The organism is Rosistilla ulvae, assembly GCF_007741475.1.
GTDB lineage: Bacteria > Planctomycetota > Planctomycetia > Pirellulales > Pirellulaceae > Rosistilla > Rosistilla ulvae.
Map to the genome: position 1 here is coordinate 3,641,997 of NZ_CP036261.1, position 16,456 is coordinate 3,658,452.

Consider the following 16,456-nt stretch of genomic DNA (forward strand, 5'->3'; position numbering starts at 1 on the left):
AATTTGACGTACCAGCCGGTACACGCGAGCGTCCGGTCCCCATGCACAACGCCGCGCTAAGGCGTGACAGCAAATTTGCTTAAGAAGCGGACAAAGCGATGACGCCTGCCCACGCTCCCATTGCAAAACCTCTGCGACCTCGGCGACTCTGCGTTTCAATCACCCCGTGCTCTCGCTCGCCCCGATAGGATCGCTGCTTATCGCAAAAGGGGAATTTAAACGCAGAGCCGCAGAGAGCGCAGAGAAGTCAAATCCTTAGAAGCGAGCAAGCTATAAAGCCTGACCACGCTCCCATTGCAAAACCTCGGCGACTCTGCGTTTCAATCACCCCATGCTCTCGCTCGCCCCGATAGGATCGCGGCTTATCGCAAAAGGGGATTTTAACGCAGAGCCGCAGAGAGCGCAGAGAAGTCATTTGCTTTGAAGCGGACAGAAAACCTCTGGCTGGATTGGCACCGAACTTTTTAACTCGGTTTTCTGTCCGGCTCTAAGCATTGACTCTTCGCAACCTTGGGCGGAAGTTGCCCGATCTTCGGTTTGTCCTCAACTACCAAAAAGTTTAGGATCAACCCGTGCCGCCGTCTCGCCCCACCGTGACCTGCAGCATTAACACATCATCGCACACCGCTTTCCACACCGCACACAACAATCGAATGATTTACGAATCCCATTCCCACACACCACTTTGTAAACACGCCCAGGGAACACCCACCGAATACGCGGCAGCAGCCCACCGCGCCGGCATGCCAGGGATCACGATCACATGCCACAACCCGATGCCCGACCGGTTCTCGGTACACGTTCGCATGGATCCCGAACAATGGGATGAATACATCCGAATCGTTGCCCAAGCGGCTGAAGAATGGCGTGGCAAGGTCGATGTCCGTCTGGGCTTGGAAGCCGACTACTATCCAGGGCACGTCGATTTTGTCCGCAAACAGATCGCCGAAAATCCACTCAGCTACGTGATCGGATCGGTTCATCCGCAGACCCCCGAATATCGCCGTGACTTCCGCACCGACGATCCGTTGCGCGATCAGATCACCTACTTCAACATGCTTGCCGATGCTGCGGAGACCGGGCTGTTTGATTGCATCTCCCATCCCGACCTGATCAAAAACGAAACGCCCGACGACTGGCAGACCGAACGCTTGCTCGACACGATCGCCCGTGTGTTGGACCGGATCGCAGCTTCCAACACGGCGATGGAGCTGAACACCAGCGGACGCTACAAAAAGATCACCGAGATGAATCCCTTCCCTCAGATGTTGCAGATGATGCACGAACGCGAGATCCCCGTCGTGATCGGCGCCGACGCGCATGTCCCCGACCGCGTCGGGGAAGGTTATCCCGAAGCACTTGCGCTGTTGCAGCAAGCCGGGTACGACGAAGTCCTCTACTTCATCGATCGTCAGCCGCAACGCGTCGCGATCTCCCAAGCCCTTCAATACGACTGGGGTAAATAGTCCCGCCAGCTGCCGTCGATCAGGCGATGATCTCGTTCAACACATTGCCGTGCACATCAGTCAGCCGAAAGTCGCGGCCGCCGGAACGGAAAGTCAACTTTTCGTGGTCGATGCCTAATTGATGCAGCACCGTCGCCCAGACGTCGTAAATCGTGCAGGGCTTTTCCACCGCACGGTAGCCCAGCTCGTCGGTCGCTCCGTAAGTCGTTCCGCCGCGGATTCCGCCGCCAGCCAACCATAAACTGAAACCGAACGGATTGTGATCGCGACCGTTGGAACCTTGCGAGAAAGGCGTTCGACCGAACTCACCAGTGAAGACGATCAACGTCTCATCCAACAGTCCACGGGCTTCGAGATCTTTGATCAGCGCCGCGATCGGCCGGTCGACTTGCCCTGCCATCGCGCGATGCCCTTTCTCCAAGTCGCCATGTTGATCCCAAGGGTTCGCTGCGCCGCCGGCCCCGATCCCTCGCGTGAGACAAGAGAGTTCGACAAAACGGACGCCCTGTTCGACCAATTTCCGTGCCAACAACGCTTGGCGGCCATACGCGGACCGTGATGGATCGGGATCGTCGATCCCGTACAGACTCATCGTCGCATCGGTTTCGTCGGAGATGTCACAGATCTCCGGCACCGCCGATTGCATCCGAAACGCTGTTTCAAAATTTTCGATCGCTGCGTCGACCTGACGGTTCCGCGCCAAATCGGCAAACTCCGAATCGATCTGGCGGACGAAGTCGAGCCGTTGTCGCTGCAACGTCAGCGATTGCGCGGGCCGGATGTTCGGAACCGCATCGAGTTTGTCGGCTTGCAGAATCGAAGCCTGATGTTGAGCCGGAAGGTAACCGCTGCTGAACAACCCGACGCCGCCATGAGGTGGCACCGCGCCGCCGCTCTGCAACACGACGTAGCTGGGCAGGTTCTCGTTCGCCGCCCCTAACCCATAACTGATCCACGCACCGGCACTGGGATGCCCCAAAAAAGGGAAGCCAGTGTGGATCGCGAAGTTACCTTGAGCGTGTTCGTTGACGTTGGTCGTCGCCGAACGGACGATCGCCAAATGATCGGCACAACTGCCGAGTTCGGGAAAGATCTCGCTGATCTCCAACCCGCTTTCGCCGTAAGGCTTGAAGGCGAACGGACTACCGAAGATCTTGCCGTTGTTGTTGAACTGGGTTCGTTCGACCTTGACCGGCATCGATTTGCCATGGTCTTTGACCAGTTGCGGTTTCGGATCGAACGAATCGACGTGCGAAACGCCCCCGGACATGTAGCACAAGATCACGCTCTTGGCTTTCGGATTGACCAACGGTACCGTCGGCGCGGCCGTTGCTTGCTGCTGCAGGCTCGATAAAGCAAGCATCCCAAATCCGCTGCTACATGTTTGCAACCAGCGTCTCCGCGAAGCGACGTCGCGGTGCGAAGTATCAGCGAACATAGAGGAACTCCTTCATATTGAGCAGCGAATGGGCAAAGTCGATCCAATGTTGTTGCGGTCCCGGCGCCGAAGCAGTCTCGTCGCGTTGACGCTGCAGCGTAGCCAGTTGCGTTTCCAATACCAACAGTTGTTCCCGCTGGACGGGTTCCAACGCGGCGATGATCTGTTCACGAGTGATCACGTTGACGGCTTGGGATGCCAACGCCTGCACCTCCGTTTCCGACAGCGCCACGTCGTACAGTCGCGCGTCGTAGATCCGCCCTTTCAGCATCCGTCCCCCAGTCGCTCGCGTGCCGTGACGCATTCCGAAGATGACCTGAGTCCGATCGGGGGGAAACGTTTGCACGCCCGTGTTGTAAGGCGTTCCGTAGACCTGTCCGTTGCGATAACAAGTGATCGTGCCATCCTTGCCATAGGTGATCACGAGATGGATGGGCTGCTGATCCGCCTGGTCTTCTACACCGGCTTGCAAGTTTTGAGTTCGACGCCCATGGTCGCTGCCGCTCATCCAGCGACGCGGTTCGCGCTCGGCAAACACGATCGCATCGAACAGCACACCATCGGTCGTCTGGATCGACAGTGCGGCACCGCCGTGCTGCTGTAAATCGTCCAACTGCACGACAACCTCGAGCGACTTCGCCGCAATCGATTCAGGCAACGCAGCGGACGCGGCCCAACCGCCGCCGTCAACGATGAGAGCCCCGTCGCTTAAGCGCGCGGTGCCGTGAAGGGTCAATTGCTCTTTCGCTGTCGCGTCGGTTGCCAGCCGTCCGAAATCCCAGTGCCGCAACGGCGTGGGGAGCGAGTCGTCGGCCGCAGTTCCCCCCTGCGTCGGCCGGTTCAGGGCGGACAACAGACGCTTGTGGGTCGGGATGGTGATCTGATCGATTTGTTCTCGCTGCTGCGCGATCTGTTGGTCCCGCTGGGCGATCCGCTGGCGAATCGCTTCGTTTGCAGATTGGCTTTGCTGCAGAAAACCGGTTGCCGCTCGCAGCTCTGATTCGCTAGGAGGGCGTCCGAAACAGCGGCGCCAAATGGCACCGACCCGCTGCGCAGGATCGAGTAACGATTCGTCGGTCAAGATGTCTTGCGACAAACGTTGAGCGGCTCTGAGCACAAAATTATTATTCAGCATCATCAAAGCTTGGGCGGGGACGTTGGTGACGTCGCGGCGGCCTTTGCAGCTGAATGGAACCGGTGCGTCGAAGCTGCTCAAGAACGGATCCAAGGAGTTGCGAATCACGTTGACATAGACCGACCGGCGATCGCTGTCGCCGCGGACCGCTCCCTCGGGCGGCGTCGTCTGCAAACGCCCCGAAACCAACAGCAGGGAATCGCGAATCGCTTCGGCTTCCAATCGCGATGTCGTTCGATACGAGAGCCATAAGTTGTCGGGATCGACATCGAGTGCCTTGGCAGAGGGCGTCGATTGCTGGCGCCACGTTTCGCTGGTCACGATCTGGCGGATCAGTTGTTTGATCGACCAGCCGTTGTCGCGGAAGTTGTTGGCCAGGTAGTCCAACAATTCCGGATGGGTCGGCGGAACGCCCAGTCGGCCAAAATTGTCGGTCGTCGCGACGATCCCGCGTCCAAACAAGTGATGCCAAATTCGGTTAACGATCACCCGCGCGGTCAACGGATTGTCGCCGCCGACCAGATCCTCAGCCAGTTGATCTCGACCACTCAGGTCGGTCTGATAGGGTTCCGCATCAAACGCTTCCAAAAAACGCCGCGGGATCGGTTGGTCGGGCTGTTTGTGATCGCCGCGAATGTACAACGGGTGATCGTGCCCTTGCCATTCGGCCAGCGTCGGCACGCGGCGAGGCACCGGGATTTCCGCTTCCAAACGGCGGTATCCTTCGATCAACGGCTTCGCGGCCGGCAATTGATCCAACCCGTTGGGCAATAGATTTTGTTGAACAGACGCGTCCAGCAACAACGCTTGCGGATCGGTCATCATCCCCGCTTGCCACGCCTGAATCGCGTCGCCAATCGCCGTCGCATAGATCGCGGCCAAAGCGTCCAAGGAAGCCGGGGGCTGTTCCAACGCGGTTGCGAACAACGGCCCAAGCGGTTCTCGCCAGTCGGCTGGCGGCTGCTGACCGGGTTCGGTGACCACGGCGCGTCGAATCCCAAACCAGGAGCGATCGCTATCCTTGACCAACAGCGGCGCGTCCCGCGCGGTGGCCAATTCGATGTGCAGGTCGTCTCCACTCCAGTAGCTCAAATCGTACTGCTGCCAATGCCAACGCGAGGCCTTCGCCCCCGATAGTTTTGTGACAGGATAGACGGTTCCATTTCGAGGATAGTTCTGCACCACAAACCGACTCGACGACGCCCCGTCGCCAGCGATCTGGACCCACAAGCGTTGATCGTCGGCGACGCGAAAGTCCTCCGACGTCAGCACCGCCGCTTGCTTGTTGCTGACCAAATTCGCCACCAAGCCCGCCGGATAGATTCCTCGTAGCACTGGCCCCGATTCGGCGATGGCGAATTCGCCCGCCGACGTCGGTTGCGGTTGCCGCTTCGATTCCCGACCGGACTCGGGCACCAATCCGTTGCCGTAAGCAAACCATTCTGTTTCGGTGTTCGGTTCTCCGAGTTGCCAATCGTACGGATGAGACGCTTTCTCGAACGCAGCGCGTTGATTTTGCAGCGTTTCAAATTCGTCGATCTGCCGCTGCCACGCGGCGGAAAAAGTTTCTCCGGCAGCAACCGCCCGCTGCGTCGCGGCCCAGGGCCGCAGCACCGCATGCAGATCCTTCGCATCCGATTCGCTTGCCGACGACGAGGTCAAACGCTCGGCCAGCCCATCGACGACGGGCTGCCAATCGGCGACTATCGCATCGCGGATCTTCGGTTTCATTTCCGTTAAGGTCTCCCGATGTCGATTCAATCGACTGGGGAGATCGATCGCCGCCCGCCCCGGACGGGTCGATCCGACAATTCCCGCAAAGGCGTAGTAGTCGGCTTGGCTGATCGCGTCGAACTTATGGTTGTGGCATCGAGCACAGGAAACGGTCAGTCCCAAAAACGCTTTACTGACGACATCGATCGCATCGTCTGTAAATCGAACGCGTTCATCCAAAGCGTCGGTCGGGGCAAAGCCATGAAAGACCATCCGCCAGTGCGCCGTGCCGATCAAAGATTCGTTGATGCCAAGCGATTCATCGATCCGAGGTTCGGGCAACCGATCCCCGGCGATATGCTCGCGGACCAATTGATCGTAGGGCACGTCTCGATTGAGAGCCCGGATCAGGTAGTCGCGGTAAAGCGTAGCCCCTGCAATTCGCGGATCCCCTTCGCTACCGTGCGACTGGGCATATCGAAACCAATCCATCCAATGCCTCGCCCAACGCTCGCCGAAATGCGGCGACTGCAACAATTCGTCGACAAGATTTTCATAGGCGTCGGCGGCGGGATCGTCGACAAACGCATCGATTTGCTGGGGCGTTGGCGGCAGACCGGTCAATGCAAAATAGAGCCGCCGAACCAGCGTCAAACGATCGGCCGCTGCGGCGGGCTGCAATCCCGCCGCTTGCATTTTTTCATACATGAACCGATCGATCGGATCGGCCGACCAACCATTGTCGCCATCGGGCGGGGAAGCTTTTGCGATCGGTTGGAAGCTCCACCACTTCGCTCGCTTGTCCCGAATCGCTTCCCACGAAGTCGATTGGGCCAGCTCCTCGGCCGACGGCGGAGCGTCGCGAGGATCGGGGGCGCCTCGAGCAATCCAGGTTTCGAAATCGGCAAGAATCGCATCGCTCAGCTTCTCGCCTCCCTCGGGCATCTCAAGCCCTTCGATCTCGTGCCGCATCACCTTCAACAAAAAACTGTCGTTCGTTGGCTCGCCTAACGAAGGCCCCGAATGGCCTCCCTTTCGTAGCGGCGTCCGCCAATCCAACGCCAGCTCCGCTTCGGCCGTCGATTCGCTGTTGTGGCATTCGTAACAATGCTCCACCAAAACCGGGCGGATCTTTGCTTCAAAGAATTCAACGTCCTCGGGGGCGAACGCGTCGGCTGCTGACGCAGAGGTTCCAGCCGCCAGGATCAGCAGACTCAGGGCGATCGATCGAAGTCGGTTCATGCAGATTGCCTGTGAGTGCGGTTGCAAGTTGGGAAGGACGCAGCGGATCGGGAAGAGGACGCCACTATGGCGACACGTGCCTCCTAGCGGGGGACGCAAGGGAAGGTCAGGCGGGCGTCCCCGTTCGTTCCGCGTGGGGGGTGATGGCCGATTCTAGCCGATTGGCAGTAAGATCGCGAACGCATTTTTATTGCGGCGCGCTCGCTGCATCGTAATGGCCAGATCGCCCGTTGGCATGTTACGATTCGTGCAACGGCCCCCCGACTTTTGGATTATCGAATGAGCGAAAAACTCGAACCCGCAGACCGGCGCACCAAGCTGGCGGTCCGTTTTTCCGTCGCCATCGCGGCGCTGCTGTTGATCGCAGCCAGCGTGACGGCGTCGCGCGATCCGTTTCCCGTCGATGCGGTGTTGACGACGGCCGGCTGGGCGGATGAATCGACCTGCAGCGAATGCCATGTCGAAGCGGATACCTATCCCGAAACGGGGCACGCGCAGACGCTGCGGCTGGCGTCGGACGCCAAGTCGATCCAAACGTTGACTGGTTTGACGAAACAAGCGTTGCCCAATGAGGAAGCGTTTGAAATCGAGATCGATTCCAATTCGGAAGTCCACGCGATCACCGAGCGCGAAGGGATCACGCGGCGAATTCGGATCGATTGGTGTTTTGGTTCGGGAGCTCACGCCCATACGTGGACTTCGACAATGGACGATCTGTTGGGGAACACCGACGAGGTCGAATTTCGTTGGACGTGGTTTCATCACACCGATCGATTCGCCCGCACTCCGGGACAACCCGAACACGTGGGCGATACGCACTACGGAGCGTTTGGCCTGTTCTTCGACGGGGCCAAATCGGTCAGCTGTTTCTCCTGCCATAGCAGTTATCTGCCGGCCGAAAATTCATCGATCGATTTCCACGGGATGGTTTCGAGCATCAATTGCCAACGTTGCCATGGACCCCAACAAGCGCATGTCGCTGCCGGTGGAGAAGGGGTCATCGACGATTGGATGGCAACCGATCGAATCGATGCGGTCCACCGATGCGGTCAGTGTCACCGCAACGCCGATGAACAGGAGCCCGATGAGATCCGCACAGACAACCTCGACATCGTTCGCTTCCAACCGGTCGGTCTGCTGCAGTCACCCTGCTTCATCGAATCGGAAATGAGCTGCACGACATGCCACGATCCCCACAAATCGCTGGCCGCCCAAGATTCCAAGGGCATTTGGCAATGCGTCCAATGCCACGATCCCCAGCAGCCACAGCATACGACCTGCGGGGCGGGGAACCGCGACGATTGTTTGCGCTGCCATATGCCGGCTGTCCCGATGAATCCTAACATTCGTTTTACCGACCACTGGATCCGCGTGCGGGATGACATCCAGGAGACCAAGTGAGCAAAGAACCTTCGCGACATCGACGCCATCCGGCCAAGGGCCCCAAGCCTTCGGCCGGTCCCTCCGCCACCACGACGCCTCCGGATCGCAAACATCTTCTTTCGCGGCTGCCGTCGCAGTTCGGTGCGTGGGGATCTTGGTGGGCTGCTTGTGCAATCATCTTAGTCGCAGCAAGCGTCACGCGATTCGGCGAACCAGTCGCCTTGATTCCGCCCATCGACAACAGCCTCTTGGCTGGCGGGGAGGCTTGGAATCCGTGGCTCTCCCGATTCCCTTCGCTCATGCCTCTGTTTGTTTGGCCAACCTGGTTGGCGATCGCCGCAATCGCCGTTCTGATCGCTGCGGTGGCCCAACGGACGCTGCGATGCACGGCGGCGGGCTGCGTGATCGCGATGGTCGTTGGCCTTTGTCAAATCGATCCGCACGGCGGATTTTTGGCGGCTTGCCTAACCTACGCAGCGATACGATTGCGCGACCGCGTCCTGGCCCACGATGAACCATCGCGCGACAAAAGCCTTCGGACATTTGCGTTGGTTGGCTTGATCAGTGGTGCCGCATTGGCAACGACACTGGAAATGGCGATCCCATTGGCGATCTTGGCCCTAACCGTCGTGTCGGTCTGCCAACAGGCGATTGCCAATCGCCTGCGAGTGGGATTGATCTTAGGACTCACCGCCGGATGGCTCTTGTTGCTGATTGGGTTATTTGCCCTGCAGCCGGGATTGCTGGCGGCAATGATGCGTCCGTTGACGGCGATCATCGATCGACCTCCCGAGTCGCTAATGCCATCGATGCAGGTCGTCTGGAAAACACCTGACTTCGGATGGCCCCATGTCGTCGTCTTACTCTTCATCATCGACTGTTGGCGTCGTTGGTTCATGGCGCGGTCGACGCGTTTGAGCGATGGCCTGTTGCTGGCCCTCTTCACGGCGTTAGCGGTTGGTTCGGGACGCTACTTTTGGCTCGCATCGCTGGCGATCGCCTGCACTGCGTCGTCGGATCGATTTGTGTTGTTGCAAACCGCAGAACAAACCAGCAACCGCCGCTGGCGTTGGGCCGCCATCGGCATGGCGATGGCATTGCTGGCAGCCCACCTGGGACTGCAGCGCCACGAAATATTGGGATCGTTATCGTCGGCTCGCACTGTCGACACGGGGCAGTGGAATCTGGCCGGCCCGGTCGTTGTGCAGAACCTCGACTTAGCGAACGCCTGGGAATTGCAAGACGCTCGTCAGACACTCCCTTTGGTGGTCAACGACCGTTGGGATATCTACGGCGATTTCTATCCACAATACGCTGCGATCGTGAACGACTGGAGCAATTGGCGGGAGCATCGCTATGTCCGCAGCGATGGCCAATGGGGAGGTTTTCGCAAGTGGTTCGACGAATGGAACCCCAAGCTGATCGTCGTCGATGCAAACGATCTCAGCACGATCCGGCATCACTCGCTCGATTCACCATGGAAGACGCTGGGAATCGACAGCGATCGGGTGATCTTTGCGCAAACCGACGATCGCCAGGCCAGCGCCCCGCTGCGTGAAGCGGCCCGTTTGTTGTCGATCTTAGAAATTCCTCGCCCCGCCCCCGAAGTCCACTTCGAACGGGCGATCGCTTTCGGCGGCCCGTCCGATTCGCGGAAGGTCTCCTTGGTGTTGTCGGCCCTACGCTTTCCGTTCGCCGCCCTCCGCGTCCTCCCCGACGATGACCAAACCGAAACGGAATACGCGCGCACGATGGCATTGTTGGAAAGCGCCCACCGAACGCTCCGCTACACCGGCGTCCCGTCGTTGATCGACCAAACCCGCGCCCTGGCGCACAGCCAAAAGCTGTTCGCCCGCAGCGATCTGCAGCCGCCGCAGCGACAACAAATTGAAACTGCGATCGAAACGCTGAAGCAACAGCAACGCATCGGCTCGGTTGACGCCTCAAGCATCCGTCGAAATCGTGAACAACAGGACTTAGAGAACACGATTCGCGACCGACTGTTGGAAGGTGAGTTTACAGAAGCTACGGTACTACTGCCAAAGCTGAACCATGGGGCACTGCGCGATCTTCTTGAGGTCACAGCCACGATGCCGCTGCAACCAACACGGAATATTCGAGCGGCGCTGCAAGCGATTAATCAGCCGGGAATTCGCGATTCCGATGACTTCGCAGAAATTCACTTTTACGTAGGGACCTGCAGTATCGAACTCGGGGATTTTGACGCTGCTCTAGAACAGCTAAGAGCCCACCTCTCCTGGGACACGAGCCATCCCCACAAGGACCTTTCCGCCGCATTCTGTGGCCAGATCACCAACTAACGCCCCCTCAAGGCTTGACTATTCAGCCTAAGTCGGAGAGATTCTCGCTCCCAACCTCCGACATCATCGCCGGCGACACCATCTTTTGGTCGCCTGACTTGAAATGCCGGGCGTCAAACGTTTGTTGCTTTCTTGCCACACCGGTGCGCGGTGGGCGTGTTGGATTACCTGGGCGTGATGTTTTGTGGGGCGCATGTCGCGCATCCCACCCGCGCTCGAAAACCGTTTTGAACTTGGAGAACAGAGGTAGATGAAAGTCGCTCAATGGATCGTTGTTTTGGTATGTCTCACCACGCCGCTGCTCGGCTGTGGCAATCCGAATTCGGTGAGCCCCGATGATCCCAAGTTCAATGAACCGATGCCGCCAGTCGACGGAGCTGCCGAACAGGCCGCCAGTCAAAAGTGATCGACCGGCAGCCGAGCGGGGAACGGCCGCCGTTCAATGCACCGGTGTCTAGCCAGGATCTCGCTGTGCGCTTTCGTTTTCAACGTCAGTGCGAAACGAGTCCAGGAATATCGATCGTTGCACGTCAACTTACCGCTCGGCTGGACACCCGCCCCGTCGCTGCGTCGGCGGGCTCCGGCTATTTCCCAATTAGTACACTCACCCACGTACACCTGGGCTCCCATAAAGAGTGCACCGGATAAAGATCTTCAAAAACTGAAGCCAGCCGCCGTACTCACCCACTCGGCCAGGTGTTTGCAATTGGTGTGAGTCATGGATCCGCAAGCAAGTGCAGCGTCCCACCTTATGCATTAAAAACGAAAACGCATGTCAAACACATGCGGTCGAGTCAGTGTTTCTAGGTGCACAGAATACGTCCCCATGGGCGTCCTACGTCCACAGTATCGCCATTTTTAAAAATTTTGTTTCCTAACCTGGAGTCTCTAAATGTTGAGGACTGTTCGTCAACGCCGTGTCGGCTTTACCCTTGTCGAATTGTTGGTCGTGATCGCGATCATCGGTATTTTAGTTGGGCTGTTGTTGCCAGCCGTTCAAGCGGCGCGGGAAGCGGCCCGTCGAATGCAATGTTCCAACAACATGAAACAACTGGGCCTGGCACTGCATAACTACCACGACACCTATCAGTGCTTCCCCGCCAACGCGGGAGTCACCCTGCCGCGTTCACCTAGCATTCAAAACGAATCGTGGGCATCGTGGAGCGGATTGGCCAGCATCCTGCCCTTCATCGAACAGGGCCCGTTGTATGACCAAATCGATTTCAGATACAACTTCGACGCCAATATCGCTGGCGTTGCCGAACACAGTAGCGTCGTCCGACGCGTTCGCATCGACGCTTTTGTCTGCCCCAGCGACCCCGGTTCGTCGGTCGCTTATAACGCCGACATGGCGCCAACCAGCTATTGCTTCTCGCATGGTCCCGCTGCGGCGCGAGACCTTGGTGCCGGCAGTGAACCGGGCGTCTTCGATAAAGGTTTCTTCTGCAAGTTCCGTGACATCACCGATGGGACATCCAATACTCTCGCCATGTCGGAAGCCAAAATCGGGATGGACCAGGGACAATGGAACACCGGTTCGAACAATCGTAATGAGAGCTATCGTGTGGTCGTCGGATCGACGTTGACCCACGCACTGGGTGGCAAGAATAACGTCTTCTACAACACCGCGGCGCACATCGCTGCGATCAATACCTACTATGACACCTGCTTAGGCATGTATGACGCAGGGACCGGTTGGGATACGCAAAGCGATGAACAAGGCCGGCACTGGGGATGGGGCGGAGCGTTCCGCGGTCCGTTTATCACAACGCTGAAAGGGCCGAACTCCGGACCCAGTTGTGACAACGATGCATCGGTCACCGACATGTCGATCAAGGAGCCCAGCAGTTATCATCCTGGCGGCGTGATGGCGTTGCGTGCCGACGCGTCGGTTTCATTCGTCGGCGAAACGACCGATCAAGCAACTTGGATTGCAGCAGGCAGTCGCAACTTTGGCGAAGTCGTTTCGCTTCCTTAAGGTCGCCGCGCACCGCAGATTTCGTTGAGCGCTAACACTGTCGGCGACAATCCCCCAACTTCCCGACAACATGCTGGCCCCCCTCGGCCAACGTCTCCAAACACGCAGCAACGCTGCGTGTTTTTCTCTTGCGCCAACAACGTTTCCAATTCTCGCGGCGTTGCGAAGCACTTGGCGCCCGTGGCATAGCCGGCCGCCCGCAATATACGTGTCTCACGCTAGCCGCGCCTGGACATTTCGTTCGACATCGCTTCCATACCGACGCAGTGTGCGCAGTGGACACTTAGTAGCGTTCAGTCACGATGGATCGACCGGCGCAACACCACCCACTCAAATTGATTGCTGCGCAACCCCTCGTTGTGACTGCGCCGCACCCCGCTTCTGGCGTGCAACCCAAAAGTCAAAAGAACCGTTTCCGCACTTTATGGCGAGTAACCTTCGCTTAAGTCCTGTTTAGAACTCGACATCTTGCCATAGTTCACTCGGAGTAGTTCTACTCCCAACCTTTTCAATTATTCGCAGAATATTCATTTGCGACTGACAACAACACACAATTCGTTCGTGATTTGTGGAATCTACTTTTCTTTTCTGTTGGAGGATTTGATATGGTCCGTATCCCTAAACGAGGCCCGAAGGGCTTCACATTGGTTGAATTGTTGGTGGTGATTGCCATCATCGGTATTTTGGTTGGGCTTTTATTGCCAGCGGTTCAGGCAGCCCGAGAAGCCGCGCGTCGGATGTCCTGTTCGAACAACATGAAGCAACTCGGTTTGGCGCTTCACAACTACCACGACACCTACAAGGCATTTCCGGCATCGCCAGGTTCGTTTGGAGTGACCAAGCTAGATGGAAGCAAGGAAGGCTGGCTTGCTTGGAGCGGTCTCGCGAGTATTCTGCCCTACGTTGAACAACAACCTCTGTACGACAAGATCGATTTCCGGCACACCTGGAATGCGGGAACCGGCAACGTCGAAGCTCGGCGAACTCGATTGGACGCGTTCTTGTGCCCCAGCGATCCAGGCGCAGCAGCAGAATGGTCGACCGATCTTGCTCCGAGTTCTTACGGCCTGTCGCGTGGACCACAAACCACCTGGAACGTAACCTCGGGCTCCGAAGGCGGTTTCACCGATGGCGAGGCCTGGATGTCGTTCGCTGATATCACCGATGGTTCGTCCAACACCATTGCCGCGGGTGAGACCGTGATCGGCCGCAACCAGGGAACCACTTGGGATCCTACCACTCCAGAGCGTGAGAGTTACGGATGGACAGTGCGATTGGGAAGCAATCTAACCCATTCGCTTGGCGGCAACGCGAACGTCTTCCGCAACACGGCGGCCTACGTCACCGAAATCAACACCTACTACGACAGCTGCGTTGCGGCCTATCAAGCCGGAACTGGTGGTGGCTACAACGAAGCGAATCGCAACAACCAATACTGGGCGGTTGGACGAACGGCTCAGGGACCAACGATTACAACTTTGGTTGGGCCTAACAAAGGTCCGGCTTGCGATAACGATACGTCGGTGACCGTTGCTACTGTCAAAGACCCAACCGGATACCATCCCGGTGGCGTCATGATGCTTCGAGCGGACGGTTCGGTTTCCTTTGAAGCCGAGACGATTGACCAATCGCTTTGGATTGCCCTGGGATCGATTCGCGGTGGCGAGACCACCAACTAACGTAACGTACTTATTGCGACTTGGAAGTTTGGGATAGCAAAGATGAAGATTACTCTACTGATGTTTGTACTGAGCCTTTTCGTGTTCTCGGTGGGATGTGGCGGAGCCCCTTCGGGTCAGGTTGGTGACGAAAATGATCCCGTCAATCAGCCAGAACCTGAAATGGATGCAGCCTATGAAAACAAGATGAACAATACAAATTAGTGAGTGCTGCTTGGTTGCTTGGTTGCTTGGTCACATCTGCCGCAAGTACGACGGATTGGGCAACATGAAAACGCGATCGGTAAGCCAACCCGATGGGGAATCTTCATCGGTATCCCGTCTTTGGTTGTAGCCGCGTCGGGATCAGCTGGGAACGCAAACCATCCGGTGCTGACGACGGACTTACAACCGATCGATGAGTTAGCCGAAAAGGTTGTCAACTCGATTCACTAATTGTTCACGCGAACGTCAACTTCACCATCAGAAAACGCAGCTTCGGCTGCGTTTTTTTTGTGTCCATGCGGCACTGCGTCACGGCGACGTGTTGGCGGCGGTGAGACGATCCGAGGTGCCGGTCTCTCGCAAAGCGACCGCTTGCTCGGATCGCTTTGGATGCTGGGACGCATATTAAAAGTAGCCGACGGCCGCTCGCGCGCGACCGTCGGCGGGTTACGAAAACCGCTAGGAGATTCCGCCACTGAAGCGTGGGCGACGAAATGCTCGCGAGCGGTAACGTGGTGGTTTGTGGTTGGGCTTTATACAGTGAAGCCCTACGCGGTGTTAGTAACGAATCTCTAATCGTGTCGAGAGTCCGATGAAAGCGATCGTTTCGTCGAGATTCAATGCACTGGCGCTGCGAACGCCGTCGACATACTTGCGGGTCGAGAGTCCATTACACCACCACGAGGCCATGTAGCCGGCTGTCGCGCGGATGCATCCCGATTTGTTTTGCCAGCCGATGCCGAGTTCGGTTTCTAGAACCGGACTGATCCGAAAGTCTTCGTATTCGTTGGTGACGCTCCCGCCGGCAAATTGATGCGTTTGCCGGTAATCGCCGGTCCATTCGCCCCCCAGAAACGACGCTTCTCCCTTGCTGTAGCACAACATTCCGGTCTTAGCGCTGCGTCGCTCGGCGTCGAGCCCCAACAAAAAGCCAAAACCATGGAAGTCGACATCGGTTTCGACGCTGACTAGTCCCGTGGCGACCGAGACTTCCTGCTGTGCCAACATTGTTTGTTCCATCTTTCCATACCGAAAACCACCCGAGACGTTGAAGATCGTGGTGTCGGAGCAAAACAATTTGTGGCGGTATTGGGCGTCGATCAGATCGAACTCAATCCCAGTCGTAGCACTCGACTGCAAACTGTTTCCCCCGGTGGTGAAGGTGCTGGGATGGATGATCTGTGAATTCAAAACGTTGGCGTTATTGCGGATGATCCGGTCTTGGGTGTCTCCATCCCAGTGCGTGTAACGAGCCACCAAACTGCTTGTTAACGAACAGGCCAACGCGAACCCCACTCGATAGCCCGGCGCCATATCGATCGCGGCAATCCCAACAGGTCCGGTCGGAAAAGCGTTTGTCGTAGTGTCGTTCTGTTCGATGGCATAGACGATGTCGGTGTCGCCTGGGCGAAGGTAAAGAAATTCACCGAATATCCCCGATCGATGAACCCACCACGGGATTTCGCAATCGTTCCGCACCCAACCGCCATCGCAGCTCCCCGAGCTGTAGCCATCGCAGCTGCCCGCATCGCATGGAAATTCGGAACGAAACGTTTCGGCATCGCTGTAGAGCAACCCACCGTTATCGATTTGGTATCGTCGATCGCTGGCAAGCGTCGAAACAGCCTCCTCGACGGCGAAGACCAGATCGATCGCCTGCTGTGCGAAGAGATCGGCCCCCGAGTATGTCCAGAAGCTGCTTACCCCCACGACCGTTGCCAAAAACAGACTTCGAGTCCCCATCGCGTCATTCCTTGTAGGTCTTGAAAATTTCGCAAACGCGGGCGATATGCTCTAGTAAATTTCCATGCTTCGAACCCGCTTGCCTGCCCTTACCTTCCATCGGATTCCTACACCTGCTGTCACCACTACGTTCGCTAGAGCCGGAAAACACACC

10 protein-coding genes are annotated in these 16,456 nt (G+C 57.6%); 7 read left to right on the top strand and 3 right to left on the bottom strand.

Translation table 11 applies throughout. The features are described from left to right. The first annotated feature begins 653 nt into the window (after positions 1-653). On the top strand, positions 654-1,466 hold the full coding sequence (locus EC9_RS12970) for a histidinol-phosphatase HisJ family protein (RefSeq protein WP_145345804.1): 813 nt from the start codon (positions 654-656) through the stop codon (positions 1,464-1,466). Between the two features lie 19 nt (positions 1,467-1,485). Here the strand turns inward: EC9_RS12970 and EC9_RS12975 are convergent, their stop codons facing one another. Both EC9_RS12975 and EC9_RS12980 read right to left on the bottom strand, forming a co-directional pair. Beyond that, a complete protein-coding gene (locus tag EC9_RS12975; RefSeq protein ID WP_218934778.1) occupies positions 1,486-2,904 on the bottom strand; it encodes a DUF1501 domain-containing protein in 1,419 nt (472 codons plus the stop codon). Further along, a complete protein-coding gene (locus EC9_RS12980) occupies positions 2,894-6,994 on the bottom strand; it encodes a DUF1553 domain-containing protein (protein ID WP_145345806.1) in 4,101 nt (1,366 codons plus the stop codon). The genes EC9_RS12975 and EC9_RS12980 overlap by 11 nt, the downstream gene beginning before the upstream one ends. 279 nt (positions 6,995-7,273) lie before the next feature. Here EC9_RS12980 and EC9_RS12985 point away from each other — a divergent pair, with 279 nt between their 5' ends. From EC9_RS12985 to EC9_RS26520, 6 genes are all read left to right on the top strand, one after another. Beyond that, on the top strand, positions 7,274-8,395 hold the full coding sequence (locus EC9_RS12985; protein WP_145345808.1) for a hypothetical protein: 1,122 nt from the start codon (positions 7,274-7,276) through the stop codon (positions 8,393-8,395). Next, the gene (locus EC9_RS12990; protein ID WP_145345810.1) at positions 8,392-10,698 is read left to right on the top strand and encodes a hypothetical protein; all 2,307 of its coding nucleotides are present in this window, start codon (positions 8,392-8,394) and stop codon (positions 10,696-10,698) included. Before EC9_RS12985 ends, EC9_RS12990 begins: the two co-directional genes overlap by 4 nt. A 250-nt stretch (positions 10,699-10,948) precedes the next feature. After that, positions 10,949-11,104 (top strand): hypothetical protein, encoded by a 156-nt coding sequence (locus EC9_RS26515; protein WP_218934779.1) that lies wholly within the window; start codon positions 10,949-10,951, stop codon positions 11,102-11,104. A gap of 486 nt (positions 11,105-11,590) precedes the next feature. Next, complete coding sequence (locus EC9_RS12995; protein WP_145349133.1) at positions 11,591-12,676, top strand: DUF1559 domain-containing protein; 1,086 nt, start codon at positions 11,591-11,593, stop codon at positions 12,674-12,676. Between the two features lie 605 nt (positions 12,677-13,281). Further along, positions 13,282-14,355, top strand: coding sequence for a DUF1559 domain-containing protein (locus EC9_RS13000; protein ID WP_145349134.1), 1,074 nt, complete (start codon positions 13,282-13,284; stop codon positions 14,353-14,355). A 42-nt stretch (positions 14,356-14,397) separates the two neighbouring features. Then, positions 14,398-14,559 carry a hypothetical protein gene (locus EC9_RS26520; RefSeq protein ID WP_218934780.1) on the top strand — a complete coding sequence of 54 codons (162 nt, stop codon included), beginning with the start codon at positions 14,398-14,400 and terminating at the stop codon, positions 14,557-14,559. Positions 14,560-15,117: 558 nt separating this feature from the next. On the opposite strand, the gene EC9_RS13005 is transcribed toward EC9_RS26520, so the two are convergent. Continuing rightward, positions 15,118-16,302, bottom strand: a complete 1,185-nt coding sequence (locus tag EC9_RS13005; RefSeq protein WP_145345812.1) for an Lpg1974 family pore-forming outer membrane protein — start codon at positions 16,300-16,302, stop codon at positions 15,118-15,120. Positions 16,303-16,456 lie beyond the last annotated feature (154 nt).

Excerpts from the sequence above, each read along its gene's own strand:
- EC9_RS12975 (WP_218934778.1), bottom strand. The coding sequence starts at position 2,904 with ATGTTCGCTGATACTTCGCACCGCGACGTCGCTTCGCGGAGACGCTGG.
- EC9_RS12985 (WP_145345808.1), top strand. The coding sequence starts at position 7,274 with ATGAGCGAAAAACTCGAACCCGCAGACCGGCGCACCAAGCTGGCGGTC.
- EC9_RS26520 (WP_218934780.1), top strand. The coding sequence starts at position 14,398 with ATGAAGATTACTCTACTGATGTTTGTACTGAGCCTTTTCGTGTTCTCG.
- EC9_RS13005 (WP_145345812.1), bottom strand. The coding sequence starts at position 16,302 with ATGGGGACTCGAAGTCTGTTTTTGGCAACGGTCGTGGGGGTAAGCAGC.
- EC9_RS12970 (WP_145345804.1), top strand. The coding sequence starts at position 654 with ATGATTTACGAATCCCATTCCCACACACCACTTTGTAAACACGCCCAG.
- EC9_RS12980 (WP_145345806.1), bottom strand. The coding sequence starts at position 6,994 with ATGAACCGACTTCGATCGATCGCCCTGAGTCTGCTGATCCTGGCGGCT.
- EC9_RS12995 (WP_145349133.1), top strand. The coding sequence starts at position 11,591 with ATGTTGAGGACTGTTCGTCAACGCCGTGTCGGCTTTACCCTTGTCGAA.
- EC9_RS26515 (WP_218934779.1), top strand. The coding sequence starts at position 10,949 with ATGAAAGTCGCTCAATGGATCGTTGTTTTGGTATGTCTCACCACGCCG.
- EC9_RS13000 (WP_145349134.1), top strand. The coding sequence starts at position 13,282 with ATGGTCCGTATCCCTAAACGAGGCCCGAAGGGCTTCACATTGGTTGAA.